The sequence below is a fragment of the Gordonia cholesterolivorans genome, from assembly GCF_039531975.1.
In the GTDB taxonomy this organism is placed as follows: domain Bacteria; phylum Actinomycetota; class Actinomycetes; order Mycobacteriales; family Mycobacteriaceae; genus Gordonia; species Gordonia sihwensis.
The window spans coordinates 17,581-42,305 of sequence record NZ_BAAARB010000011.1 but is presented as its reverse complement, the minus strand read 5'-3'; the positions used below and the strand labels follow the sequence as shown (position 1 = coordinate 42,305).

At 68.7% G+C, this 24,725-nt stretch carries 26 protein-coding genes; 18 read left to right on the top strand and 8 right to left on the bottom strand.

Annotated features, from left to right (window positions below; all coding sequences use genetic code 11):
• Positions 1 to 69 precede the first annotated feature (69 nt).
• The 12 genes from ftsH to ABFX36_RS11325 all read left to right on the top strand — a co-directional run bounded on the left by ftsH (position 70) and on the right by ABFX36_RS11325 (position 10,124).
• A complete protein-coding gene (gene ftsH, locus ABFX36_RS11380) occupies positions 70 to 2,397 on the top strand; it encodes an ATP-dependent zinc metalloprotease FtsH (protein WP_222111786.1) in 2,328 nt (775 codons plus the stop codon).
• 50 nt (positions 2,398 to 2,447) lie between these two features.
• Positions 2,448 to 3,098, top strand: a complete 651-nt coding sequence (gene folE / locus ABFX36_RS11375) for a GTP cyclohydrolase I FolE (protein ID WP_231650312.1) — start codon at positions 2,448 to 2,450, stop codon at positions 3,096 to 3,098.
• A 53-nt stretch (positions 3,099 to 3,151) separates the two neighbouring features.
• Positions 3,152 to 3,997 (top strand): dihydropteroate synthase, encoded by an 846-nt coding sequence (gene folP, locus ABFX36_RS11370; protein ID WP_346076466.1) that lies wholly within the window; start codon positions 3,152 to 3,154, stop codon positions 3,995 to 3,997.
• Positions 3,990 to 4,388, top strand: coding sequence for a dihydroneopterin aldolase (gene folB / locus ABFX36_RS11365; protein ID WP_222111785.1), 399 nt, complete (start codon positions 3,990 to 3,992; stop codon positions 4,386 to 4,388). Before folP ends, folB begins: the two co-directional genes overlap by 8 nt.
• Positions 4,385 to 4,894, top strand: a complete 510-nt coding sequence (folK, locus tag ABFX36_RS11360; protein ID WP_346076379.1) for a 2-amino-4-hydroxy-6-hydroxymethyldihydropteridine diphosphokinase — start codon at positions 4,385 to 4,387, stop codon at positions 4,892 to 4,894. Before folB ends, folK begins: the two co-directional genes overlap by 4 nt.
• Entirely contained in the window at positions 4,891 to 5,451 is a 561-nt protein-coding gene (locus ABFX36_RS11355; RefSeq protein WP_062366064.1) for a DUF3180 domain-containing protein, read from the top strand. The genes folK and ABFX36_RS11355 overlap by 4 nt, the downstream gene beginning before the upstream one ends.
• A 62-nt stretch (positions 5,452 to 5,513) precedes the next feature.
• Positions 5,514 to 6,449 carry a DUF6779 domain-containing protein gene (locus ABFX36_RS11350; RefSeq protein WP_006896177.1) on the top strand — a complete coding sequence of 312 codons (936 nt, stop codon included), beginning with the start codon at positions 5,514 to 5,516 and terminating at the stop codon, positions 6,447 to 6,449.
• Positions 6,450 to 6,603: 154 nt separating this feature from the next.
• Entirely contained in the window at positions 6,604 to 7,509 is a 906-nt protein-coding gene (locus tag ABFX36_RS11345) for a Rossmann-like and DUF2520 domain-containing protein (RefSeq protein ID WP_428832055.1), read from the top strand.
• Entirely contained in the window at positions 7,506 to 8,399 is an 894-nt protein-coding gene (panC, locus tag ABFX36_RS11340; protein ID WP_045537706.1) for a pantoate--beta-alanine ligase, read from the top strand. The genes ABFX36_RS11345 and panC overlap by 4 nt, the downstream gene beginning before the upstream one ends.
• Before the next feature lie 8 nt (positions 8,400 to 8,407).
• A complete protein-coding gene (panD, locus tag ABFX36_RS11335; RefSeq protein ID WP_006896180.1) occupies positions 8,408 to 8,833 on the top strand; it encodes an aspartate 1-decarboxylase in 426 nt (141 codons plus the stop codon).
• A gap of 14 nt (positions 8,834 to 8,847) precedes the next feature.
• Positions 8,848 to 9,654 carry a type III pantothenate kinase gene (locus tag ABFX36_RS11330; RefSeq protein WP_006896181.1) on the top strand — a complete coding sequence of 269 codons (807 nt, stop codon included), beginning with the start codon at positions 8,848 to 8,850 and terminating at the stop codon, positions 9,652 to 9,654.
• Positions 9,651 to 10,124, top strand: coding sequence for a MaoC/PaaZ C-terminal domain-containing protein (locus ABFX36_RS11325; protein ID WP_006896182.1), 474 nt, complete (start codon positions 9,651 to 9,653; stop codon positions 10,122 to 10,124). The genes ABFX36_RS11330 and ABFX36_RS11325 overlap by 4 nt, the downstream gene beginning before the upstream one ends.
• A gap of 26 nt (positions 10,125 to 10,150) precedes the next feature.
• Here ABFX36_RS11325 and ABFX36_RS11320 read toward each other — a convergent pair whose 3' ends face one another.
• The 4 genes from ABFX36_RS11320 to ABFX36_RS11305 form a co-directional block, all read right to left on the bottom strand.
• Positions 10,151 to 10,738, bottom strand: coding sequence for a TetR/AcrR family transcriptional regulator (locus ABFX36_RS11320; protein WP_006896183.1), 588 nt, complete (start codon positions 10,736 to 10,738; stop codon positions 10,151 to 10,153).
• A 112-nt stretch (positions 10,739 to 10,850) separates the two neighbouring features.
• Positions 10,851 to 11,306, bottom strand: a complete 456-nt coding sequence (locus ABFX36_RS11315; RefSeq protein ID WP_346076371.1) for a hypothetical protein — start codon at positions 11,304 to 11,306, stop codon at positions 10,851 to 10,853.
• Complete coding sequence (locus ABFX36_RS11310; protein ID WP_346076370.1) at positions 11,281 to 12,279, bottom strand: cytochrome c oxidase assembly protein; 999 nt, start codon at positions 12,277 to 12,279, stop codon at positions 11,281 to 11,283. The genes ABFX36_RS11315 and ABFX36_RS11310 overlap by 26 nt, the downstream gene beginning before the upstream one ends.
• On the bottom strand, positions 12,276 to 14,060 hold the full coding sequence (locus ABFX36_RS11305) for a chloride channel protein (protein ID WP_346076368.1): 1,785 nt from the start codon (positions 14,058 to 14,060) through the stop codon (positions 12,276 to 12,278). The genes ABFX36_RS11310 and ABFX36_RS11305 overlap by 4 nt, the downstream gene beginning before the upstream one ends.
• Positions 14,061 to 14,116: 56 nt before the next feature.
• Between ABFX36_RS11305 and ABFX36_RS11300 the strand changes: the two genes are divergently transcribed.
• Positions 14,117 to 14,614 carry a MarR family transcriptional regulator gene (locus ABFX36_RS11300; protein ID WP_006896191.1) on the top strand — a complete coding sequence of 166 codons (498 nt, stop codon included), beginning with the start codon at positions 14,117 to 14,119 and terminating at the stop codon, positions 14,612 to 14,614.
• 32 nt (positions 14,615 to 14,646) lie between these two features.
• Here the strand turns inward: ABFX36_RS11300 and ABFX36_RS11295 are convergent, their stop codons facing one another.
• A complete protein-coding gene (locus tag ABFX36_RS11295) occupies positions 14,647 to 16,317 on the bottom strand; it encodes a TIGR03767 family metallophosphoesterase (protein WP_006896193.1) in 1,671 nt (556 codons plus the stop codon).
• A gap of 205 nt (positions 16,318 to 16,522) precedes the next feature.
• Between ABFX36_RS11295 and ABFX36_RS11290 the strand changes: the two genes are divergently transcribed.
• The 3 genes from ABFX36_RS11290 to lysS all read left to right on the top strand — a co-directional run bounded on the left by ABFX36_RS11290 (position 16,523) and on the right by lysS (position 19,643).
• Positions 16,523 to 17,422: a hypothetical protein gene (locus tag ABFX36_RS11290; RefSeq protein ID WP_157225323.1), complete on the top strand. Its 900-nt coding sequence runs from the start codon at positions 16,523 to 16,525 to the stop codon at positions 17,420 to 17,422.
• Positions 17,423 to 17,647: 225 nt separating this feature from the next.
• Positions 17,648 to 18,061: a hypothetical protein gene (locus ABFX36_RS11285; RefSeq protein ID WP_006896195.1), complete on the top strand. Its 414-nt coding sequence runs from the start codon at positions 17,648 to 17,650 to the stop codon at positions 18,059 to 18,061.
• Positions 18,062 to 18,110: 49 nt separating this feature from the next.
• A complete protein-coding gene (gene lysS / locus ABFX36_RS11280; protein WP_006896196.1) occupies positions 18,111 to 19,643 on the top strand; it encodes a lysine--tRNA ligase in 1,533 nt (510 codons plus the stop codon).
• A 57-nt stretch (positions 19,644 to 19,700) separates the two neighbouring features.
• Here the strand turns inward: lysS and ABFX36_RS11275 are convergent, their stop codons facing one another.
• Both ABFX36_RS11275 and ABFX36_RS11270 read right to left on the bottom strand, forming a co-directional pair.
• A complete protein-coding gene (locus tag ABFX36_RS11275; protein ID WP_006896197.1) occupies positions 19,701 to 20,102 on the bottom strand; it encodes a hypothetical protein in 402 nt (133 codons plus the stop codon).
• A gap of 179 nt (positions 20,103 to 20,281) precedes the next feature.
• Positions 20,282 to 21,154 (bottom strand): LuxR C-terminal-related transcriptional regulator, encoded by an 873-nt coding sequence (locus ABFX36_RS11270; RefSeq protein ID WP_346076363.1) that lies wholly within the window; start codon positions 21,152 to 21,154, stop codon positions 20,282 to 20,284.
• Between the two features lie 47 nt (positions 21,155 to 21,201).
• On the opposite strand from ABFX36_RS11270, the gene ABFX36_RS11265 reads away from it, so the two are divergent.
• Positions 21,202 to 22,737, top strand: coding sequence for an AMP-binding protein (locus ABFX36_RS11265; RefSeq protein WP_346076361.1), 1,536 nt, complete (start codon positions 21,202 to 21,204; stop codon positions 22,735 to 22,737).
• 60 nt (positions 22,738 to 22,797) lie between these two features.
• Positions 22,798 to 23,151, top strand: a complete 354-nt coding sequence (locus tag ABFX36_RS11260; protein WP_308128729.1) for a hypothetical protein — start codon at positions 22,798 to 22,800, stop codon at positions 23,149 to 23,151.
• Positions 23,152 to 23,170: 19 nt separating this feature from the next.
• On the opposite strand, the gene ABFX36_RS11255 is transcribed toward ABFX36_RS11260, so the two are convergent.
• Positions 23,171 to 24,715 (bottom strand): FadD3 family acyl-CoA ligase, encoded by a 1,545-nt coding sequence (locus tag ABFX36_RS11255; RefSeq protein WP_346076359.1) that lies wholly within the window; start codon positions 24,713 to 24,715, stop codon positions 23,171 to 23,173.
• Positions 24,716 to 24,725 lie beyond the last annotated feature (10 nt).

The following is a 24,725-nucleotide window of genomic DNA, read 5'->3' as shown; positions in this document are numbered from 1 at the left end:
GGGAAGGACAAATGGGCACGGCGGCGTGGTGAACACCGAACACAACGACCCGCGCCCACGCGTACACGCATGAATCGCAAGACACTGTTCCGGAATCTGGCCATCGTGGCCGTCATTCTGTTCGCCATCTGGGGCTTCAGCATGATGCGGAATTCCGATCGCGAGTACACCGATGTCGACACGTCGGTCGCAATGGCCCAGCTGGACAAGAAGAACACCAAGTCGATCCAGATCGATGACCGGGAGCAGCGGCTCCGCATCGAACTGAAGGATCCGATCAAGGTCGGGGACTCCGAGGCCAGCAAGATCTCGACCCAGTACCCGGCCGGCGTCACCAGCCGGATCTTCAACGCCGTGGTCGACACCGGGTCCGAGTACCAGACGAACGTCACCAAGGACTCCGGGATCTGGCAGTCGATCCTGATCTTCGTCCTGCCGATGGTGATCCTCTTCGGGCTCTTCTTCTTCGTGATGAGCCGGATGCAGGGTGGACGCGGCGGGGTGATGGGTTTCGGGAAGTCGAAGGCCAAACAGCTCAGCAAGGACATGCCGAAGACCACCTTCGCCGATGTGGCGGGTGCGGACGAGGCCGTCGAGGAACTCGACGAGATCCGCGACTTCCTGCAGAACCCGGCTCGATACCAGGCGCTCGGCGCCAAGATCCCGAAGGGTGTGCTGCTGTACGGTCCGCCCGGCACCGGTAAGACGCTGCTCGCGCGCGCCGTGGCCGGCGAGGCCGGCGTGCCCTTCTTCACGATCTCCGGCTCGGACTTCGTGGAGATGTTCGTCGGTGTCGGCGCCTCGCGTGTGCGCGACCTGTTCGAACAGGCCAAGCAGAACAGCCCGTGCATCATCTTCGTCGACGAGATCGACGCGGTGGGCCGACAGCGCGGCGCCGGACTCGGCGGCGGGCACGACGAGCGCGAGCAGACGCTGAACCAGCTGCTCGTCGAGATGGACGGTTTCGGTGACCGTTCCGGCGTCATCGTCATGGCCGCGACCAACCGGCCCGACATCCTCGACCCGGCGCTGCTGCGTCCCGGCCGCTTCGACCGCCAGATCCCGGTCGGCAACCCCGACATCGCCGGGCGCAAGGCGATCCTCGCCGTGCACGCGAAGGGCAAGCCGATCGCGCCGGACGCCGACCTCGACGGGCTCGCCAAGCGCACCCCGGGCATGTCCGGTGCCGATCTCGCGAACGTCATCAACGAGTCGGCGTTGTTGACGGCGCGCGAGAACAAGACGGTCATCACCGGCGAGGCGCTGGAGGAGGCCGTCGACCGCGTGATCGGCGGCCCGCGCCGCAAGAGCCGGATCATCAGCGAGCACGAGAAGAAGGTCGTCGCCTACCACGAGAGCGGTCACACGCTCGCCGCGTGGGCGATGCCCGACCTCGATCCGATCTACAAGGTCACCATCCTGGCCCGCGGACGCACCGGCGGCCACGCCCTGGCCGTTCCGGAGCAGGACAAGGACCTGATGACCCGATCGGAGATGATCGCCCGGCTGGTGATGGCCATGGGCGGTCGTGCCGCCGAGGAGCTCGTCTTCCACGAGCCCACCACTGGAGCCAGCTCCGACATCGACCAGGCCACCAAGATCGCGCGGGCGATGGTCACCGAGTACGGCATGAGCGCCAAGCTCGGCGCCGTCCGCTACGGCCAGGAGCAGGGCGATCCGTTCCTCGGCCGCGGCATGGGGTCGACACCGGACTACTCGGTGGGCGTCGCCGCGGAGATCGACGACGAGGTACGGAATCTGATCGAGGCCGCGCACACCGAGGCGTGGTCGATCCTGAACCAGTACCGCGATGTGCTGGACGTGCTGGCCGGCGCTCTGCTGGAGAAGGAGACCCTGGTCCGCAAGGATCTCGAGGCGATCCTCGGGGAGGTGGGCAAGCGCCCGCGCATCACCAAGTTCGACATCTTCGGTGAGCGGATCCCGAGCACCAAACCGCCGATCAAGACTCCCGGCGAGTTGGCGGCCGAGCGCGGCGAGCCGTGGCCGCCGGTGGAGGAGCCGGTACCGGTTCCGGCCCGCCAGGCCGATCCGGCGGCGCCCGCTTTCGGTCAGCCGGTGCAGTACGGTGCTCCGCCTCACGCGCAGGCACCGCAGTACGGCACGCCCTACGGTCAGCAGCCGTCCGGGCCGCCGGAACCGAACGCGCCGCACCAGAACGGGACGCCCCAGAACGGCGGAACCCAGAACGGCGGACCCCACTACGGGGCGCCGCAGTACGGGGCACCGCACGACGGACCGCGCCAGTACGGGACGCCCGGCTCCGATCAGCAGCCCGGGCAGGGGCACGGCCACGGTACTCGGCCGGATTACGGCGCTCCCCGCGACTGGTCGGCACCCGGTTGGCCGCCGGCAGATGATTCGCGCGACGGTCAGTGAAGGAGACGCGAGTTGAACGCCGGAGTCCAGTGAACGGAGAGCAGGGGGAGATGACCACCAGCAGCATCGATCACGACGGTGATCTGAACGAGCACGCCGTCGACGCGCTGGGCGTACCGGCGGCGGCCGGCGAGCGGGTCTTCGATCAGGCCCGCGCCGAGGCCGCGGTTCGGGAACTGCTGCTCGCCGTCGGCGAGGACCCGGACCGCGAGGGGCTCAAGCGGACGCCGACGCGTGTGGCGAACGCCTACCGCGAGATGTTCGCGGGCCTCTACACCGATCCCGACGAGGTGCTCGCGACGGTCTTCGACGAAGACCACGAGGAGCTGGTGCTGGTCAAGGACATCCCGATGTACTCGACGTGCGAGCATCACCTGGTCTCCTTCCACGGTGTGGCGCACGTCGGCTACATTCCGGGCGAGACCGGTCAGGTGACGGGGTTGTCGAAGCTGGCACGCGTCGTCGACCTGTACGCCAAGCGCCCTCAGGTGCAGGAACGGCTCACCAGTCAGATCGCCGACGCACTGGTCCGCAAGCTGAACCCGCGCGGCGTCATCGTGGTGATCGAAGCGGAGCATCTGTGCATGGCGATGCGCGGCATCCGCAAGCCGGGCGCCCGGACCACCACGTCGGCCGTGCGCGGCCTGTTCAAGACCAGTGCGGTCTCCCGCGGCGAAGCACTCGACCTCATAACGCGGTGAGCCCGCAGCGTCCGGTGAGTTCGGAGACCGACGAGCTCGATCGCACCCTCGTCATGGGGGTGCTGAACGTGACCGCCGATTCGTTCTCCGACGGCGGCCGCTATCTGCAGCGAGATCGGGCCGTGGCGCACGGTGTGGCTCTGCTCGAGGCGGGCGCGGACATCATCGACGTCGGTGGCGAATCGACCAGGCCGGGAGCGGTTCGGGTCGATCCGGCCACCGAGTCGGCCCGCGTCGTACCCGTGATCCGCGAGCTGGTCGCGGCCGGTGCGCGGGTGTCGGTCGACACGATGCGCGCGGCAGTTGCCGCCGATGCGCTCGAAGCCGGTGCGGCGATCATCAATGACGTCTCCGGCGGTCGTGCCGACCCGGACATGGGCGCGGTGCTGGCCGAGGCGGGCGTGCCCTGGATTCTCATGCACTGGCGCCCGGCCGACGACGCACCCGGCGACGATCGCCACTTCACGCATCGGGTGGACGAGGCCGGCGGATACCGCGATGTGGTCGCGGAAGTCTCCGGCGAATTGTTGGGCCAGGTGGACGTGGCGGTCGCGGCGGGCGTCGATCCCGATCAGATCGTCCTCGACCCCGGACTCGGTTTCGCCAAGACCGCCGATCACAACTGGGCGCTGCTGCACGCGCTGCCGACGCTGGTGGGACTCGGCTTCCCCGTGCTGATCGGCGCCTCCCGCAAACGTTTCCTCGGTTCCCTTCTCCGGCGCGACGGCGTCGACCGTCCGCCGAGCGGCCGCGAGGTGGCCACCGCGGCGATCTCGGCGCTGTCCGCCGCGGGCGGGGCGTGGGGAGTCCGGGTGCACGACGTCGCCTCCAGCCGCGACGCCATCGAAGTGGCCCTCGCCTGGCGGGGCGGCGGCCGGAGAGGCAGGGACCATGGCTGATCGCATCGAATTGCGCGGACTGCGTGTGCGCGGCAACCACGGGGTCTTCGACCATGAGCGCCGCGACGGTCAGGAGTTCGTCATCGACGTGACGCTCTGGCTCGATCTGCAGGCGGCCGCGGCCAGCGACGACCTCGCCGACACCGTCGACTACGGTGCGCTGGCGCAGTTGGCGCACGACATCGTCGCCGGCCCGCCTCGGGATCTCATCGAGACCGTCGGCGCGGAGATCGCCGACGCCGTCATGAAGGATGGGCGCATATCGGCGTGCGAGGTGACGGTGCACAAGCCGTCCGCGCCGATTCCCCTGGCCTTCGACGATGTCGCCGTCGTGACGCGCCGGTCGGTGAAGACTCGATCGGTGGCCGCCGCTAGACAGGGGACGTCGTGACCTCGCGCGCGGTTCTGTCGGCCGGATCCAACATCGGTGATCGCCACGCGCACCTGCGGAGTGTGGTCGAGGCGCTCGGTGCCGACCTGCGCGGCGTGTCGGGGCTGTACCTGACTCCGCCGTGGGGCGGCGTGGAGCAGGACGATTTCGCGAACATCACCGTGGTGGCGGAGGGCGCCCGCACCCCGCGGGAGTGGCTGGAGCTGTGCCGGCGGCTCGAAGAGTCCGCGCAGCGGGTGCGCAAGGTGCGCTGGGGGCCGCGCACGCTCGACGTGGACGTCGTCTCGGTGGACGTGGACGGAGAAACGGTCGTCTCCGACGACCCGGAGTTGACGCTGCCGCATCCGCGGGCGGCCGACCGCGCGTTCGTGCTCGTGCCGTGGCTGGAGGTGGAGCCGCAGGCGCGGCTGTGGACCTCCGACGGTGTGCGGGCGGTGGCCGATCTGGTCTCCGCGCTCGATCCTGCCGAGGTCGCGGGGGTTCGGCGAGCGGGAGAACTCGGATGACACTGCCGACCCCCCTCGGACCCGATCCGTCCCACAGCGACGACGACGGTGAGCGTCACAAGCTGGGCTTCACCCGAATCCGTGATCTGGTGCTGGTCGCCGTGGTCGCCGGAGTGGCCCTCTGGATCCTCATCCACTACAACTACGGAGCCTTCCCGAGCCTGCCGTGGCCGTCGGGCATCTCGTTGTACGTGCTCGCGGCGCTCGAAGGTGTGATCGGTTTCGTCGTCCGCAAACGGGTGGCGGAGAAGGAGGTCGGCCCGGCCAAGGGGCAGTTGCATCCGATCAACGCCGCGCGTCTCGTAGCGCTGGCGAAGGCGTCGGCGATCCTCGGCGCCGTCGCCACCGGCGGTTGGACGGGAATTCTGGTATTCCTCCTGCAGAACGGGATCCTGGAAGCGGCGCGCGCCGATCGGGTCGGAGCCATCGTCGGGCTGGTCGGGGGCGTGGTTCTGGTAGCCGCGGCACTGTGGCTGGAACACTGCTGCCGAGCGCCGGACGACCCGTCCGCCGACAATGCCGAGACCACACCCGACAGTCCGCCCGCACCGGCCTGATTCTCCGACACGGGCCACCCGGTGACGGCTGTCGGCGTGTCAAGGGCGGTAAGTTTGCCTTCATGACCACTAAGGAACGATCCGAAGAGGCCGCCAAGAGACGACCGTCGTCGGCCGGACAATGGCTCATCGGTTTGTTCGTCGTGCTGGCGCTGGTCGCCAGCCTGCTGATGGTGATCGGTGATAATTTCTCCGTTCCCGCCACGTTGGCCGTGATCGCGGCGCTGTGGGCCGCGGTGATCGGCGCCGTGCTGGTGACGAAGTACCGGCGGCAGGCCGACGTCGCCGAGTCGCGCAGCCGGGACCTGCGCCTGGTCTACGAGCTTCAGCTGGAACGCGAGATCGCGGCGCGCCGCCAGTACGAGTCGGATGTGGAGACCGCGATCCGCCAGGAGATCGCGGCCGAGTCGAACGTCGAACTGGAAGAACTCAAGGCGCAGGTGCTCGCACTGCGCGCGAGCCTCGAACAACTGCTCGGCACCCCGCTGCCCGACATGCGTGCGGCGATCGGCCTGGAGCGCCCGCGTGAACTGGGATCGGGACTCGCCGGAGCGGGCTACGCGGCGGCTTCGGCCGACGATCGCGTGGCCGCTGAGCGCGACTTCGCGACCACCGCGCCGCCGTCGGACCCGGGCAGGCATGTGCCGGAGGAGCCGCAGGACGTCGAAGAGGTCGATCCCGGCGAGCTCACCGAGATCATCCCGGTGGTCACCGACGATCCGGCCGACGCGGCCTCGCCCGAGCCGCAGACCGAGACCGGACCCATCGAGCGGGTCGCCTACGGCGCCCAGGCCTACGAGCCGCCGGCAGTCCCGCCGACGGCGCCGCAGCAGCCCGCCGCACCCGAGCCGGAACCGCAGCCGCAGGGCCGCCGTGCGGCACCGTCGAGCGACGACGGTGCGCACTCGGCGGGACGTCCGGCCAGTGAACTGCTGAGCCAGCTCCGCGCGAGTTCGGCGGAGAACCGCGGTCGCGGGGGCCGACGCCGCCGCGACTGAACTTCACAGCCGGCGCCGATCCGGTGAAAGTTGTCACACCGCGTAGCCTCGACCGTCGTGGCGCGCCTATCGTTGTGGCGAACGTCTGGTACCCGAGGCTCCGAGATCACGAGCCGGGACTGGAACGAATGGAGGAACGGCGGTGAGTTCACCGATGGCCCCGGCGCGCCTGCGCGTCGGAATCATTTCGGCCGGTCGTGTCGGCACCGCCCTCGGCGAAGCCCTCGCCTCCGCGGGCCACGATGTCGCCTCGCTGACCGCACGGTCTCCCCAGTCGCGCGATCGCGCTGCGCTCCGCCTGCCGCGAGCCCGCGTGCTCGATCTCCCCGGCGTCGTCGCCGGTTCACAGCTTCTGATTCTGGCGGTTCCGGACACGGAACTGCCCAGCGTCGTCGACGCCGTCGCCGCCGCCGGTCCGCGGCCGGGCACCATCGTCGCGCACACCGCGGGTGCGCACGGAGTGGCGATCCTCGAACCGCTCGCCCGCCTCGGTCTCGTCACCGTCGCGCTGCACCCCGCCATGACCTTCGTCGGCACGTCCGACGACACCGCCCGGCTGGCGTCGGCGTGTTTCGGAATCACCTCTGCCGACGAGATCGGCGACGCCATCGCCGCATCGCTGGTGCTCGAGATGGGCGGCACTCCCGTCCGCGTCGCCGAGGCCGACCGAACCCTGTACCACGCCGCTCTCGCGCACGGAGCGAACAATCTGATCGCGTTGGTCACCGATGCGTTGACCGCACTGACCGCGGCCATCACCGGGCCGGCGGGGGAGCGGAGCGCCACCGCCACCGTCGACGGGCCCGACTCCGGGATCGCGCAGCGAGTGCTCGGGCCGCTGGTCCGCGCCTCGCTCGAGAACGTGCTCGAGATGGGCGGCGACGCGCTCACCGGCCCCGTGGCGCGTGACGACACCGAGGCGGTCCGTCGCCATCTCGCCGCGCTGGCGGCACTGCCCGACCGTCATCTGGTGGACGGCTACCGTGCGCTCTCGGCGCGGGCCGCCGTTCAGAGCGGCGCGAGCCGCGAACTGCACGAGCTCCTGGAGGAATACGCGTGACCGCATCCGATCTCTACGCTCCCGGCCGGACGACGGTGCATCGCGACCCGGCCGAGTTGCACCGCGTCACGAAGGCGCTGCGCGCCGCGGGCAAGCGTGTCGCGCTGGTGCCGACGATGGGGGCGCTGCACGAGGGGCACCTCCAGCTGGTGAAGACCGCGAAGCTGCGGTGCGACGTCGTCGTCGTCTCGATCTTCGTCAATCCGCTGCAGTTCGGTGCCGGCGAGGACCTCGACGCGTATCCGCGCACCTTCGACGCCGACTGCGCCCTGCTGGAACCGCTCGGAGTGGAACTCGTCTTCGCGCCCACGGCGTCGTCGATGTACCCGACCGGCCCGCGCACCACGGTGCAGCCCGGCGAGACGGGGGCGATCCTCGAGGGTGCGTCGCGACCCACGCATTTCGCCGGCATGCTCACCGTCGTCAACAAACTGCTCAACATCGTCGCACCGCACGCCGCGTACTTCGGAGAGAAGGACTACCAGCAGTTGGTGCTGATCAACCAGATGGTCAACGACCTGAACATGGACGTGGAGATCATCGGGGTGCCCACCGTGCGCGAGGCCGACGGCCTCGCTCTCTCGTCGCGCAATCGCTACCTGTCGGCAGAGGAGCGCGAACTCGCGACCGTGCTGTCGGCGGCACTGCTGGCGGGAACGCACGCGGCCGAGGGCGGCCGCGAAGCGATCCTCGCCGCGGCACACGCCGTCTTGGCCACCGCCCCGCAGATCGAGGTCGACTACCTCGAACTGCGTGGGCGGGGTCTGGAAGAACCGCCGGAGGAGGGTGACGGCCGACTTCTGGTCGCCGCCCGCGTCGGACCGGCACGACTCATCGACAACGTCGGCGTCGCCATCGGCACCGGCTTCACGCAGCGAGAAGAAGGGTAAGGACAGCTATGTTCCGCACCATGATGAAGTCGAAGATCCATCGCGCGACCGTCACCCAGGCCGACCTGCACTACGTCGGCTCGGTGACCATCGACGCCGATCTGCTCGACGCCGCGGACCTGATGGAGGGCGAGCAGGTGTGCATCGTCGACATCGACAACGGCAACCGGCTCGAGACCTATGTGATCGCCGGCGAGCGCGGCAGCGGTGTCATCGGGATCAACGGTGCCGCAGCGCACCTGGTCCACCCCGGTGACCTGGTGATCATCATCGCCTACGGCATCATGAACGAAGCCGAGCTCGCCGAGTACGCGCCGCACGTGGTCTTCGTCGACGCCGACAACCGTCCGGTCACCTTGGGCGACGATCCCGCCGACGTTCCGGAGGGCTCCGGGCTGAAGGACCCGCGCCGGCTCGCGACTGCCGCGGTCTGAGGCCGGCGGACCCCGTGCTCCTCACCGTCACCGTCGGGAACACGAACATCCATCTCGGGGTGTTCGCGGGTTCCGGCGACCACGCGGAACTGATCCGCGACTGGCGGATCCACACGCAGCCGCACATGACCGCCGACGAGTTCGCCTTGCAGCTGCGCGGGCTCCTCGGGCCCGACATCGAGCAGGTGACGGGCGTGGCCGGTCTGTCGACCGTGCCGTCGCTGCTGCGTGAGATGCGGGAGATGCTGCCGCGATACTTCGGGCGCGGTCCGCATGTGCTGCTCGAACCGGGGGTCCGCACCGGTGTGCCGCTGCTGGTCGACAACCCGAAGGAGGTCGGGACCGACCGCGTGGCCCACAGTCTGGCCGCGCACGAGAACTATCCGGGCGGACCGTGCATCGTGGTCGCCTTCGGCACCGCGACCGTGGTGGACGCGGTCTCGGCCAAGGGCGAGTTCCTCGGCGGGGTCATCGCCCCGGGCGTCGACCTCTCCGTCGAAGCGCTCAGCGAGCACACCGTCACCGTCCGCAAAGTAGAGCTGATGCCGCCGCGCAGCGTCATCGGGAAGAACACCGTCGAGGCGTTGCAGTCGGGCATCATCTACGGCTTCGCGGGTCAGGTCGACGGTCTGGTGGAACGCATCCGGCGCGACGTGCCGGGTTTCGACGGCCCCGACGTGACCGTTGTGGCGACCGGATTCATGGCGCCGCTGATGGTGGGCGAGTGTCGCACCATCGCCGAACATCACCCGTACCTCGCGCTCGACGGACTGCGGCGCGTCCACGAGCGCAGCCGCCGCATCGGAAGGGGGCGGGCATGACCGCTGAGACCGGCAGCCGGACCGTCGCGTACGGTCGCGACATCGAGGTCGGGCGGGTCTATCGGCTCGGGGAGTACACCCTCACCGCCGACGACCTGGTCGACTTCGCGCAGCGCTGGGATCCCCAGGGATTTCATGTGGACGAGGACATCGCCGCCTCGAGCCCCTACGGCGGCCTGATCGCCAGCGGTGTGCAGAGTTTCGCGATCATGCAACGCCTGAGTGTCCTGGCCGTCTACGACCACTGGGCGGTGATCGCGGGCAAGGAGATCCGCGACGTCGCCTTTCTCCGGCCCGTGCGTCCCGGCGACGTGCTGACCGGGACACTCACCGTCACCGGCGTCACCTTCGACGACCGCGACCGGGCATTGGTCGAGGTCGACACCGAGCTGACGGTGGAGGGGAAGCCGGTCCTGCGCACGCACTCGGCGTCCTATCTCCACGCGCGTCCGCCGGCACCCGCCGACTGAACTCTCCGCCGCCCGGCGTACGGGCCTCAGTTTCGGGCGTCGACCGTGAGCGCGGGCTTCGCGTCGTCGGCCGGACCGTCGACCAGTTGGCCCCACATCGCGTCGACCATCGGCTGCAGGAACAGTTGTCCGACGTTGCGGACCATCATGGCCACGGTCTGTTCCGCGACGCTGCGCCGCGTCGAGGCCAGTCCGGCGTCGCGCATCTTGCTCACCTCGTCGCGTGCGAGTTCGGTCAGTTGGCGCAGCAGCGTCGTAGGGCTGTTCGGGTCGAGGAGAACGCGGCGCATGTAGCCGACGACGACCGGATTGTCGTTGAGCATCGCGCGTACGGCGGCGTCTCGTGCCGCAGCCACTTCCGCCGGCGTGCCGTCGTTCGGCACGCTTGCGATCGCCGCGCGGTGGTATTCGACGATCAGTTCTTCGACGGCCCGCCGCAGACCGTCTTTGGTCTTGAAATGGTGTTGGACCAGTCCGACGGTGACTCCGGCGGCAGCGGCCACGGCTCGCATCGACACCCGCTCCTCGCCGTGCTCGGCGTACAGATCGAGTGCCGCGTTGCGGATCTTGGCCTTCGCAGTCAGGTCCGCTTCGCCCGCCCTGGGATCGCTCATCGTCTCCTCCTCGTCCGCCGCAGATTCTACGATGCCGACGCGTCGTCGTTACATCTGCAATGCGTACGGTACGAACGTATAGCAGAGCGCGGGGGAGGCAGCGCTGATCGGCCTACTCGACGGCCATGGTGGTCAGGTGCTCGTACTGAGCGCGGGCGTCGGCCGGCGTGGCGGACGGCAGAGTGACGACGATGTTCTCCACGAGGAACGTGTCGGGGTGGGTCTGGTGATAGGTGGTGGCCTCGCGCGTGGTGCTGAACTGCATCACCGTGACCTGGTCCGTTGCGGCGGCAGCCTGACAATGGGCCTCGCCGCAGGCGGTCGCGGTCGTGTCGTGGTCGTTCGAGACCTGCAGACCCCCGCGACGGTAGGTGTCGATGATGGATTGGGGCGACGCGTCGTTCAGGATCGCGGCCTCGTTGGGCGGTGGCGGCGGGGCGTCGTCGTGTCGCTCGGTGCCGCCGCTGTAGCAGCCGGCGAGCAGCGGCAATGCGCACAGCGTGAGGCATGCGTACCGCAGCCGGGTTCCGCCGGCCGGGCGGTCAGCGGCGATGTGGTCGATCGTCATGGACGGACTCCTCTGATTGGTGGTGTGGCCGTGGCATGTGGTGCAGTGCGGCGAGCCTGGCGTTGTAGGCGTCCAGAGCGGCGGCGTCGTCGTCGAGCGCGGCGGTGTTCGCGCCGAGGGTCGCGCGGGCGCGGACTCCGTCGAGCCAGCCGCCGAAGCTCGACTCCCTCGTCGCCACCCATTCGCGGGCGATGACCAGGATGAGGACCATCATCAGTCCGTCTCCCGCGACCCACATGATCGCTCCGGCCGCGGTCTGGTCGGCCAGCGCGGTAGGTCCCCAGTCGGGGCGCGATCGGCTGTACGCGGGGGCGATGATGTGCGGCGACATCATCAATGTCACTCCGACGATCGCGTCGGGGACCATGCACGCGATGATCGTGGCGGCGCGCAGCGGGAAGACCAGGTGGCGGCCGACGTACTCGTTGCCGAGCAGAGGAAGCAGAAGCAGATAGCCGGTGACGAGGTAGAGGACTGTCTCGGCGTGATGGATCCACATGTGCTGGGCCATGGCCTGCTGAAATCCGGTCAGGTGGGTGGTCACGAGCACGGCCGCGTACAGCGGGACGGTCACAGCCGGCCTAGTGAGCAATTGGAACGGCGTACTGGACACCGCTGACGTGACTGCCGTCCGTGTTCTCGCCGAACTCGAGCGGATCAGCCGGATCGGTGCCGCGGCGACCAGCAGCGCCGGAATGACGGTGATCAACAGCAGATGCACGATCATGTGCGCCCAGAACAGGTTGCCCGAGTACGTGGCCAGCGGGCTGTTCAGCGCGACGATCGTTGTGGCGACCGCGGCGAACCACCACAGCAGGCAGGATCGCGGCCATGGCCGTCCGCCGCGCAGTCGGACCAGGACGCACAGAACATATGCCGCGGTCAGCACCGCGATCAGCGCTGTGGCCACGGGGGTCGCGGTCCAGACCGTCAGGACCTGGGGCCAGGCCGGGGGAGGCGCCGCCGTTCTCATGTCTGCGCCGGGGGTGATTGTGCCGGGGGTGATGAGGCATGGAGCACGTCCTTATGCGTGAGCCACCCGGCCAGCCGGGCTCCGTCGGCCGAGATCACCGGTACGCCGATGGCGGGGGCGGCGTCCAGCACGGGCATGGCCTGGCCGAGGGGCGCGTCGGCCGTCACGGTCGGGCACGTCGTCACCAGCTCGCGGACGGTGGTCGGACCGTATCCGCGAGTGAGTGCGTCCGCGATGGCCTGCGCGCTGAGGATGCCGCGGTAGACCCCGGAGTCGTCTACGACCGGTACCGCGCCGACCTCTGTCCGTTGGAGGGCCTCGGCTGCCGTTGCCAACGTGGCCGTCTCATGCAGCGTCGCCGGTGGCGAGCTCACGACGTCCGCGACCCGGACGGTCGGAGGGCGGTGACGATGCCCTGAGACGATGTCGACCCCGCGACGGGTCAGTTTGCGCGTGTAGATCGTGTCTTTCGAGAGGAGCTTGCCGACACCGGTGGACACGGCGACGGCGGCCATGAGCGGGAGGATGATCGAGTACTCGCCGGTCAGCTCGAAGATGATGACGACCGCCGTGATCGGAGCCCGGGTGGCTCCGGCCAATGCGCCGGCCATGCCTATCAAGCCGTAGGCCCCCGGTGAGCCGGTCATCGATGGCAGCAGTCCGTGAACGGCCGCGCCCACGGCGGTGCCGCCGACGGCCCCGATGAACAGGGTGGGCGCGAACACTCCGCCGGACCCGCCGATACCGATGGTCAGGCTGGTCGCCAGCATCTTCCCCACCATCAGCGCGATCAGCAATGCCACCGTGTATCGGCCGGCGATGGCGTTCTCCAGCACGGGGTATCCGACGCCGTAGAGCTGCGGAAGCACCCACAGTACGCCGCCGAGCAGGAGCCCGCCGACGGCCGGTCGGAGCCATTGGGGGCCTCGCCACGCCCAGTCGCAGACGTCTTCGATGAGGTAGAGGACCTTCGAGAAGGCGACACCGACGAGCCCGAGAACCGCGCCCGCAACGATGAACAGAAGATATTCCACGCCGCCGTGCGGAGTGAACGAAGGCAGTGTCAGAAACGGACTGTCGCCCAGAAGCGACCGGCCGACGACACTCGCGGTCACACTGGCCAGGACCACTGCGGCGAACGATTCGGCGGCGAAGTCGCGGAGGATCAGTTCCATCGCGAAGAACGGCCCGGCCAGCGGGGCGTTGAACGTCGCCGAGATCCCCGCCGATGCGCCGCATGCGACCAGCAACCGCATGCGAGGAGTGTTCAGTTTCAGCAGTTGCGCCGCCGTCGAGCCCAGTGCGGCGCCGATCTGGACGATCGGTCCCTCACGGCCCACCGACCCTCCGCCGCCGATGCACAGGGCCGACGCCAGTGACTTCACCATCGGGATCCGTGCCGGTATGTGGCCGCCGCGCTCGGCTACCGCGAACATCACTTCCGGCACCCCGTGGCCGCGCGCCTCCGGCGCCAGCCACGACACCAACGGCCCGTAGACGAGCCCGGCGATCACCGGAGTCAACACGACGAACCAGAAGCCCAACGCCGGTACACCGTTGTGCCCGACCCGGCCCTGCGCCGAGAAGTCGGTGTAACCGGTGAACAACATCGTGGCGCCGACGATGAGCCACCGGAATCCGACGGCGGCCACACCGACGGCCACTCCCACCGAGACCGCCACCGGGACGATGCCCGTGGACGACTCGCGCAGCCATGTCGGGAACGGCGTCCGGCGCGGCATGATCGCGCCGTTCGGACTTCCAGAAGTGAACGCAAGCACGATTGCAGTATGCAACAGTTGCATCGGCTAATCGATGGGTAGGGTAGTTTTCTCTTGTGACGGCAGCAGCAGGACGCCCCGCGGACGGACATTCGATCAGCGTCGACGACGTGGCCGACGCCGTATTGACCGCCTCGCGTCTTCTGGTCTCGCTATCGGCGAAATCTATTGCTCAAGTGGATGATTCGATCACCATCGCCCAGTTCCGCGTCTTGGTGCTGCTGTCGAACAGTGGCCCGATGAACCTCTCATCGCTGGCGCACAGACTTGCGGTCCAGCCGTCGACCGCATCGCGGATGATCGATCGGCTCTCTCACGCCGGGCTGGTCGAACGGACTCCGAGCGAACAGACGCGGCGCGAACTCATCGTCACGCTGACCTCTCACGGGGCGGCGACGGTGCGGGAGGTCACTGATCGCCGACGTGCCGAGATCGAGCAGGTCATCAGCCGTCTCACCGCGGAGCAGCGGCATGAACTGGTCCGCGCACTCACGGCATTCTCCGAGGTCGGCGGCGAGCCTGCGGTGTCGCGGGCTCAAGACCTCTGGGCTTAGCGATCTCGGAGAAGGTGTTCGGGTTCTCCGGCTCAGTGCAGCGGGTTCGGCAGCAAGAGCTCGCAGTTGCGGTCGTTCGGGGCGCCGAGCAGCGCGTCGTCGCGGTGGATGTCGTTGTACGACAGTTCGCGGTAGAGGCTGGCCAGCCCCGCAGGTGACAGGTCGGACGGGTCGGCGGTGTAGCGGCTGTCGGCTTCGATCAGCGGTGTGAAGATGCTGAGTGTGCCGTCGCGATTGTCGGCGACCTCGATGATCCGGGCCAGCTGCGGGTAGTCGATGTGGCTGGCGGTGTTGATCTCCCAGAAGCTGTTCTTCGGCGTGGCGCCGCGGTGGGCGATCATCTCGTTCCGGTGCGTATGGCCGTTCACCCACGCGATCACGTTGGTGTGCCGGTGGAGCTGCGCGACGAGGTGGTCGCCGCCGTACTGCTGTTCGCCGGGAGTCTCCGGGTTGGGCAGCTTCGCGGTCATCGTCTTGGATGTGTGATGGCTGAACACCATCACGAGCTTGTCGCGGTTGGCGGCGATGGTGCGGTTCATCCAGTCGAGCTGCTTCTGGCTGATCGACCCGTCGGCGATGCCGAGACTGTTCGTCGTGTTGAGTGCGAGTCCGAGGACGTTCTCGGAGATGTCGAATCGGTACCAGGACGGCCCGTCGGGATCGGCGAAACCGTGCCCGAGCGGACCCGCGCCCTTGATCGCGGGGTCGAAGTGCCTGCGGATGAATTCCCGCGGCGAGAACGGCCGTCGGCCGGCGTCGGCCGTCACCGGGATCACGGGGCCGGTGGTGCGCAGTTTCGCGAGCAGCGGACCGAGCGCCGCCGGGTCGGTGCTCAGCGCCCTGCCGATGGCGGCCGCCGTGGGATCGGTGTCGGGGAGGTCGTACTTGACGTTCGAGTGGTACAGCCAGTCGACGATGTTGTTCGGCACGGTGCCGAGCAGCTGATCGTCGTGGTTGCCGAACACCGCGTACCACGGCATGTCGAGGCCTGGGCTGGAGTGCGTCTTGATCGCGGCGTGAAGCAGGCCGGGGATCTGGATGAAGCCGCGGTCCTTGTAGATGTCCCACGAGTCGAGTTCGGGACGGTAGTAGAGCGACGACCCCAGCGCCTGCAGTCCTTCGAATCGGTTCTTCGCCCCCGTGTTCGGGGTGATGGAACCGCCCGACAGGATGTGCTGGAACCAACCGAGCTCCACGATCTCGTGGTTGTCGGTGTTGTCGCCGGTGGAGACGACGCAGTCGAACGACCTTCCGGTGAACGGCCCGCGCGCCAGAGCGTTGATGCGCTTCACCAGCGCGACGGCGCCCTGTGTGCCGAGCGCCTCGTGCGGGCGGAAGGCCGGGGCCTGCACGGGATGGACGTACTCGAACCGCGCGGGGCTCTGCACGTCGGCGATGTGGATGTCGGTGAGCTGGACGAACGAGGCGAGGGCGCTCCGGGCCGTCTCGCGTCCGGGCTTGGCAGCCGCCAGCTCCTGCCGGATGAACAGCGGCCAGCCTTTGCCCGCGACCAGCTGCCGGTAGCCGCCCTTGCGAGCCCGCCCCGGAGCCGCGACCTGCGCGAGGGTGGTACCCGCGGTGTTCGCGGCGGAGGCGGGGTCGGCGTGGACGTGTCCGGCCAGGACACTGCCCGCGGCGACGGCTCCGGCGGTCGCTGCGCTCGCACGCAGGAACTGGCGGCGGGACAAGCGGTTCGACGGCATGGCAGACACTGTAATGCGGAGCACACTCGGATTATGCGTCTGCGACGAATTCGTGTCAGAAGTAGTTGACCGGGCGTTCGCCTTACGCCGTACTTCCTGACCCGAATCGGGTAACGGCGTACGGCACATGGCTTTCGGGTCGCCCGTTGTCCACAGGCGACCCGAACGTCGTCCGTGGCGACCGGGCCCGGCTCACACTCGACGGATGGGGGAATCGGGGGATCGACCACGGGTGGCGCTCACACATCTGCTGGCGAATCAGGAGGGTGTGGTCGCGCGACGACAGGTCCTCGAGTGCGAACTGACGTCCGCGTTCGTCAGGCAACGCTTGCGGAGCTGGGACTGGGTCGCCGCATGCCCCGGTGTCTACGTGACGCACACCGGACCGCCGACTGAGCGGCAACGCCAATGGATCGCGGTGCTGTGGGCGATGCCTGCGGCACTGAGTCACGAGTCGGCGATTCTCGCCGCCTCGTCGTCGACCGCCTCGGGTCCGATCCATGTCGTCGTGGATGCCCGACGACGGCTGTCGAGTCGGCCGGGCGTGGTGGTCCACTACAGCCGTCACCTGGCGGAGCGGGCGCTGATGCACACGCACCCGCCGCGTGTGCGGCCCGAGCACGCGGTACTCGATGTGGCCGGCCGGGCGCGGACCGACTTCGACGCCGTCGCGTGCCTCTCCGGAGCCGTCCAGGCCCGTGCGACGACGGCGGACCGGCTCCTCGCGGCGCTGGCGAGCAGGCAGCGGACGAGCAGGCGGGATTTCCTCGAGCGTGTGCTCTTCGACGTCCGCGACGGCACGTGCTCGGTGCTCGAACACTGCTATCTACGCGATGTGGAACGGGCCCACGGACTGCCGGCGTCGGTGCGGCAGACGCCGACCGGCGTCGGACGACGCGGGTTCCGCGACGTCGAGTATCCGGACTGGCGGTTGATCGTGGAACTCGACGGCCGAGCACACCACGACACCGCGCGCGCTCGTGACAGCGACCTCGAGCGCGACCTGGACGCGATCGCCTATGGCCGTAAGCGGACCATCCGGCTCGGATGGGGGGCAGACGGTCGACCGCCCCTGCCGCACCGCGGCCGGCATCGGCTCGAGTGAGCCTGTGCCGTATTCCATTACCCGATTCGGGTAACGCAATACGGCATAAGCGCAGGCAGCGAATTTAACTCACGACTGCGCCGAGTCTGGTCAACGGCGCGAAGCTGTGGCAAACTCGTCGTCGTGATCAAGAGCTGTCAGGAGTGTTGTCGAGGCTGACACCGCGCTTACGCGGTCGGCCGATTTCGCCAACCCCCGCTCGTTCGATCACAGGATCACCTCTCCATGACTCTCGCATTCTCTGCACCCGTCACCACCTCGTACACCGACGCTCCGCTGTCCCTGCAGGCCGAGGAGTACCTCGCGACGCTCGCCGACGGCGCCGTGGCCGTCGACCTTCGCAGCGCCGTCGCACGATCGGCCGCCGGCGCACTCGTGGGCGCGATGGCGCTCGACGTGGACGACGCCCTCGATCTGCTCTCCCCGGACTCGCCCGATCGCCTGCGCACGGCCACCGTCGACGCGCGGTGGGTGCTGGTGAGCGACGACGGATACGACGCCGAGATGCTGGCATGGCATCTGCAGGCGCGCGGCGTCCTCGGCGCACGGTTCGTGGTCGGCGGGCACGCCGCGCTGCGCGAGCGCGGGATCAACGGTTCCGTCGGCGCTGACGTGCTCGGACTGTTCGATACGCCGTAATGACCCGCTGATTGGTCTTGCCCCTGGTGGGCCGCTTAACCTTGGGTGCGTGAGTGACCAGGTTTCCAGCGCGCCGACCACCAAGACCGCAGCCGCCGACCAGACCCCCGAGCAGGTGCGGGTCCGTCAGGAGAAGCGTGAGCGCATCCTCGACGAGGGGCGGCAGGCGTATCCGGTCGCCGTCGCGCGCACGCACAGCCTCGCCGAGATCCGTGCGGAGTACCCGGATTTGGAAGCCGGCACCGAGACAGGGGTCGAGGTGGGCGTCGCCGGCCGCATCATCTTCCTCCGCAACAAGGGCAAGCTCTGTTTCGCGACCCTGCAGGAGGGCGACGGCACGCAGTTGCAGGCGATGGTGAGCTTCAACGGCGTCGGCGAGGAGTCGCTCGCGCGGTGGAAAGCCGACACCGACCTCGGCGACATCGTCTTCGTCCACGGCGAGGTGATCAGTTCCCGCACCGGCGAACTGTCGATCATGGCCGACTCGTGGGAGATGGCGTCGAAGGCGCTCCGACCGCTGCCGGTGGCGCACAAGGAGATGAACGAGGAGTCGCGCGTCCGCCAGCGGTACGTCGACCTCATCGTCCGTCCCGAGGCGCGGGCCATCGCGCGCACCCGGATCGAGGTGATGGCGCAGCTCCGCAAGTTCCTGACCGACCGCGGCTTCCTCGAGGTCGAGACGCCGATGCTGCAGACGCTGCACGGCGGAGCGGCGGCACGCCCCTTCGTGACCCACTCCAACGCCTTCGACATGGATCTGTACCTGCGTATCGCGCCGGAACTGTTCCTCAAGCGCTGCGTGGTCGGCGGCATCGAACGCGTCTTCGAGGTGAACCGCAACTTCCGCAACGAGGGCGCCGATTCCACGCATTCGCCGGAGTTCGCGATGCTGGAGACCTACCAGGCCTACGGCACCTACGACGACGCCGCCGTGATGACCCGCGAACTCGTCCAGTCGGTGGCGATGGGTGCGCTCGGCACCCTGACGCCGACCATGCCCGACGGCAGCACGTACGACCTCTCCGGCGAGTGGACCTCGCTGTCGATGTACCCGTCGCTGTCGGAGGCCCTCGGCGAGGAGATCGTCCCCGCCCAGACCTCCGTCGAGGAGCTGCTGGCTATCGCCGACCGGGTCGGGCTCGAGGTCCCGAAGGACAAGGGCTACGGACACGGCAAGCTGGTGGAGGAGCTCTGGGAGCACCTGGTGGGCTCTCAGCTCGACGAGCCGGTCTTCGTCCGCGACTTCCCGGTGGAGACCTCGCCGCTGGTGCGCTCGCACCGCACGGTTCCCGGCGTGGTCGAGAAGTGGGACCTGTACGTGCGCGGCTTCGAGCTGGCGACCGGCTACTCCGAACTCGTCGACCCGGTGATTCAGCGTGAACGCTTCGTCGACCAGGCGCGGCTGGCCGCGGCCGGCGACGATGAGGCCATGGTCCTCGACGAGGAGTTCCTGGCCGCGATGGAGCACGGCATGCCGCCCACCGCGGGCACCGGCATGGGCATCGACCGGCTGCTGATGGCGTTGACCGGCCTCGGAATCCGCGAGACGGTGCTGTTCCCGCTCGTCAAGCCGATTCAGTAGCGGCAGTCACCGGCCGCCGGGATCGCGTCCCGACCGGCCGGCGACCGACGCACGCGGTCAGCGCTCCATGTAGCTGATCCACGGTTCGTTGGAGACCACACCTCCGTTCGGGCCGGTGATCAGCAACCGGTCGCGGTGCACGTGGTAGGTGTAGCCGTTGTTGTAGGCGTGGAAGCCGTAGCCGTTCTGGGTGGCTCCCCACAGGTCGATGGTGTTCCCGGTGACCTTGCCCTTCCCGCTGTACTCCCAGCCGGTGGGTCCCTGAACCGGGCAGATCGCGACCTGCGACCATGCCGATTCCGCGAGCACCTTCGCCGGGCCGTTGCAGTACGGTCCGTTCGGGAAGCCGTCGGCCGCGGCCTCACCGGCGCTGACCGCTCCGGCTCCGACCGCTACGGATGCGGCGATGGCGACCGCCGCGGCGATCCGTGTCGTGCTGCGAATGGGATTTCGCATCATGACCACTCCTCTCGCAGGTGCAGCGGCAGCGGCCGGGCCGCGGTGTCGTCCTGCGTGTGTCGGTGTATGTCGACCGCTACCCGGAATGTCACGAGGGATCGGCGAACCGTTAGCCCGCTGGTCGGTCGTACGAATGACGCTCAGCCGCGGTGAACTGCGATTTCACTCACACGGCGAAGTCAGGGGAGGAGACGGATTCGACGGGCGTTGACGACCGCTTCGAAGCGGGAGTTCGCGTCGAGCTTCACCAGCAGCGACTTCACGTGACCCTTGACTGTGTGCAGTCCGATGCCGAGCCGCGCGGCGATCGCCGGATTGGTGAGCCCCGCGCCGAGGAGACTGAGCACGTCCTGTTCGCGGGCGGTGAGACGGACGGGCAGTTCCTCTGCGGGCGCCTCGCCCGCCAACTGCGCGGCGATCTCCAGCATCCGCGCGCGCACCGAGGCGTCGTCGATGTCGGCCGCGAGGGTACGCAGTTCGGTGTACGAGGCCTGCACGCGGCTCCGCCACGCGGTCAGCTCACGCTCCTCGTCGTCCGTGCGGATCGCCCCGAGCACCTCGGCCACGGTGAGTTGTTGCTCGACGGCGCGGGCCTCGTCGGTGACGACGTCGAGTGTGGCGTCGAGCTGATCGTGCCGGCTCCGACGCGCCGCATACAGGACTCCGATGTGCTTGCGGCCCACGATGATCGGTGCGGCGACCATCGAATACAGCTGTCCGGCGCGGATGATCGCGTCATAGGTGTGCGTGATCAGCGGCGACTGGACGTAGTCGTGCACCGCGGTGGCCCGGCGCCTCGTCAGGACCCGTCCGCCGAGACCGTGACCGTAGTCGAGCTGGACTCCCCGGAGCGGACCGACCACGTCGCCGTCGAAGTAGCTGAGCTCGACGGCGTGCCCGTCGCCCGAGGCGGCGTCGGGCACCACGCGGCCGGCGAAGGCGAGACTGGCGCCGGTGTGCCGGCGGAGCCGCTCGAGCGGGCGCCGGAGCTGCCGAGCCAGCTCGTCGTGGGGCGCACCCCTCTTCGGAGGGTTGTCGGTGTCACGGGTCACAAGAATGATTGTCCCAGATCATGCCGTCGACACGAGTGGAGAGTCGTATGAATGCAGAGCAGCAGACCCGGGCCTGGCTCGAGGAGTACCGGGCGCCGGACGCGAGTGCGGCGCACTTGCTCTGCGACAGGCACGATCCGGAGGGTGTCGCGTTCACGCTCGTCGAGCCGGACCTGACCTTCGAGTCGATGACCTGGGCCCAGCTCGCCCACGAGTCTCGCGCGATGGCGACCGTGCTGGCCGGGCGGGGCGTGCGGCGCGGGGATCGGGTGCCGGTGCTGCTCGGCAAACGTCGTGCGCTGGTGGTGACGCTGCTCGGGCTGTGGCGGCTCGGCGCAGTGCACGTGCCGCTGTTCACCGCCTTCGCGACCGGGGCCATCGAACTGCGGACCGAGGGCTCGGGCGCCCAGTTCGTGATCACGGACGCCTCGCAGCGCGACAAGGTGGATCCGATCGATGCGGTGACGGTCCTCGACGTCGACGAGCTGGTCGCCGAATCGGTCTCGGCCGAGCCGTTGGCCGAGTCGGTCGCCATCGGCGGCGAGGCCACGCTGGCGCAGTTGTACACCTCCGGCACCACGGGCAAGCCCAAGGGTGTCCCGGTTCCGCTCTTCAGCCTCGCGGCGTTCCAGACGTATCTGCACTACTCGCTCGACGTGAACGCCGACGATGTGTTCTGGAACGCCGCCGATCCGGGGTGGGCGTACGGCCTCTACTACGCACTGCTGGCGCCCATGGTGGCGGGCCGGACGAGCCTGCTGCTGAACCAGGGCTTCACCCCTGAGTCGACCGTCGCCGTCATCCGCGAGTTCGGCGTCACCAACTTCGCGGCGGCGCCGACCATCTATCGCGCGATGCGTGCGAGTGCCGACCTCGACGGGATCGTCCTGCGACGGGCGTCGTCGGCGGGGGAGCCGCTGACGCCCGACATCGTGTCGTGGGGAGTCGAGAACCTCGGCTGCGAGGTGCGCGACCACTACGGGCAGACCGAGCTCGGCATGGTGATCGGCAACCACTGGCATCCGGAACTGGCCGAGCCGCTCAAGCCGGGCTCGATGGGGCAGGCGATGCCGGGCTTCACCGGCGGCATCGCCGAAGGGCAGATCGCGCTCGACGTGCAGGCCAGCCCGCTGCTGTGGTTCTCCGGCTACGACGCGGCTCCCGAGAAGACCGCCGAACGCTTCACCGCCGACGGCAAGTGGTACCTGACCGCCGACACCGGCAAGGTCGACGACGAGGGCTACTTCTCTTTCACGTCGCGCGACGTCGACGTGATCCTGGCCGCCGGTTACCGGATCGGCCCGTTCGACGTCGAGAGCGTCCTCGCGGGCCATCCCGCGGTGAACGAGGTCGCGGTGGTGGGCCGGCCGGATCCGGAGGGGATCCGCGGTGAAGTGGTCGAGGCCTTCGTCGTGCTCTCGGAGGGCTACGCCGCGGGCGACGCTCTCGCGACCGAGCTCAAGAACCTGGTCCGCGACGAGTACTCCAAGCACGCGTATCCGCGGACGGTGCACTTCGTCGACGCGCTCCCCAAGACGCCGAGCGGAAAGATCCAGCGCTTCGTCCTGCGCCGCGAGGGGTGATCACTCGCCGAAGATGGAAACGTACCGGTTGACCGGTTTTGGATGTGGCACAGTTGTCATGTGCAGAATGTCTGGATTCGGACCGGTATCGCCGCGTTGTTCGGATCAGTGGTCGGAGCCATCGCGTCGGTGGGTGGCCTGATCCTGATGGACGACGGGGTCGATCGCTGTCTGCCGGCTCTGCAGGATTCGCATACCGATGCCGCGGCGCGCGGGGCGTGGATCGCGTGGACGGCCTATCTCGCCGTCGTCGTGGTGGGGTCCCTGGCTGCGGTCTCGCTGTCGCAGCGCACGCGGACGTGGGTGATCGTCGGTGTGGTGACACTGATCGCGATGGGCGTCGCCGTCGTCGGGATGCACGACTTCGGCGTCTCGATGTGCGAGACGGAGTTCTCGCGCTCGCAGCGCGGCTGACCGGCCGCGCTGCGAGCAGTCAGTGCATCTCGCGCTTGAGGATCTTGCCCGCGGCGTTGCGAGGGAATGCGTCGACGATCTCGATGACGCGCGGGACCTTGAAGTTCGCGAGGTGGTCGCGAGCGAAGGCGATCACCGCCTCGGGCTCGACCGACGCTCCGGGGCGGACGGTCAGGAAGGCCTTGCCGACCTCGCCGAGGCGCTCGTCGGGGACCCCGATGACGGCGGCCTCGGTGACGTCGGGGAACCGTGAGAGCAGTTGTTCAACCTCCGCGGGGTACACGTTGAAACCGCCGCAGATGTACATGTCCTTGAGGCGGTCGGTGATGGTGAGATTGCCGCGGTCGTCGAGGGTGCCGATGTCGCCGGTGTGCAGCCAGCCGTCGGCGTCGATGGTCTCCGCCGTGGCCTCGGGGTTGTCGAGGTAGCCGCGCATCACCATGAGTCCGCGGGTGAGCACCTCGCCCTGCTCCGACAGTGTCACCTCCATGCCCGAGAAGGCGCGGCCGCAGGTCTCGGCGACGGTCTGCGCGTCGTCGTCCGGGCGGCAGGTGGTGATGAATCCGCTCGTCTCGGTCTGGCCGTACGCGGTGATGACGGTGTCGACGCCGAGGTCGGACTGCAGTCGCTCCACCAGGACCACGGGAACGATGGTCGCACCGGTCACGATGAGCCGCAGGCTCGAGAGGTCGAAGTCCGCACGGGCCGGGTCGTCGAGAATCGTCTGGAAGATGGTCGGGGCGCCGGGGAACACCGTGATCCGCTCGCGTGCGACTGACTCCATGGAGGCGCTCGGCGAGTAGACGGCCAGGGGGAACATCGTGGCGCCGAACAGGATCGACGGCAGAATCCCCGCCTTGTAGCCGAAGGTGTGGAAGTACGGGTTCACCATCAGGTAGCGGTCGGTGTCGCGGAGGCCGCCGTTGTCGCCCCAGGCATGTGATCCGTGCAGCGTCTGGCGGTGCTCGGCCATCACGCCCTTCGGGGCCCCGGTGGTTCCGGAGGTGAACAGGATGTCGGAGAGGTCGTCCTCCCGCACCGCCTCGGCCCTTGCCCGGGCCTGCCGGACGAGGTCGTCGGTCGCGGACTCCAGCAGCGACTCCCACGGCACCGCGCCCGGACTCTCGGCAGCGTCGCCGAGCGGGATCGAGATCACGGTACGACCTTCGGGGATCGACGACGACAGCACTTCGCCGAGGCGGTCGATGCCGGCGAACTCACCGGAGACGACGACGACGCTCGCGCCGGAACGGTCGATGATGTCACCGGCCTCGCTTGTGGTGTAGCGAGTGTTCAGCGGGACCAGAACGGCGCCGGCGTACTGAATTCCGAGCGCGGCGATCGGCCAGTGGTGACTGTTGGGCGCCCATACCGCGACCCGGTCGCCGTGTTCGACGCCGAGCCCGATGAGGCCCGCCGCGAACCGCCGGACGCGGTCGGCGAACTGCGGCCAGGTCAGCGAGACGCGCTCGCCCCACTGGTCGTCGACGATCGCGACGCCGTCGGGCCACTGCCTCTCGGCGCGATGCAGGGCGGCGGGAGTGGTGAGCGGATTCGGGAGCATATCCAAAACC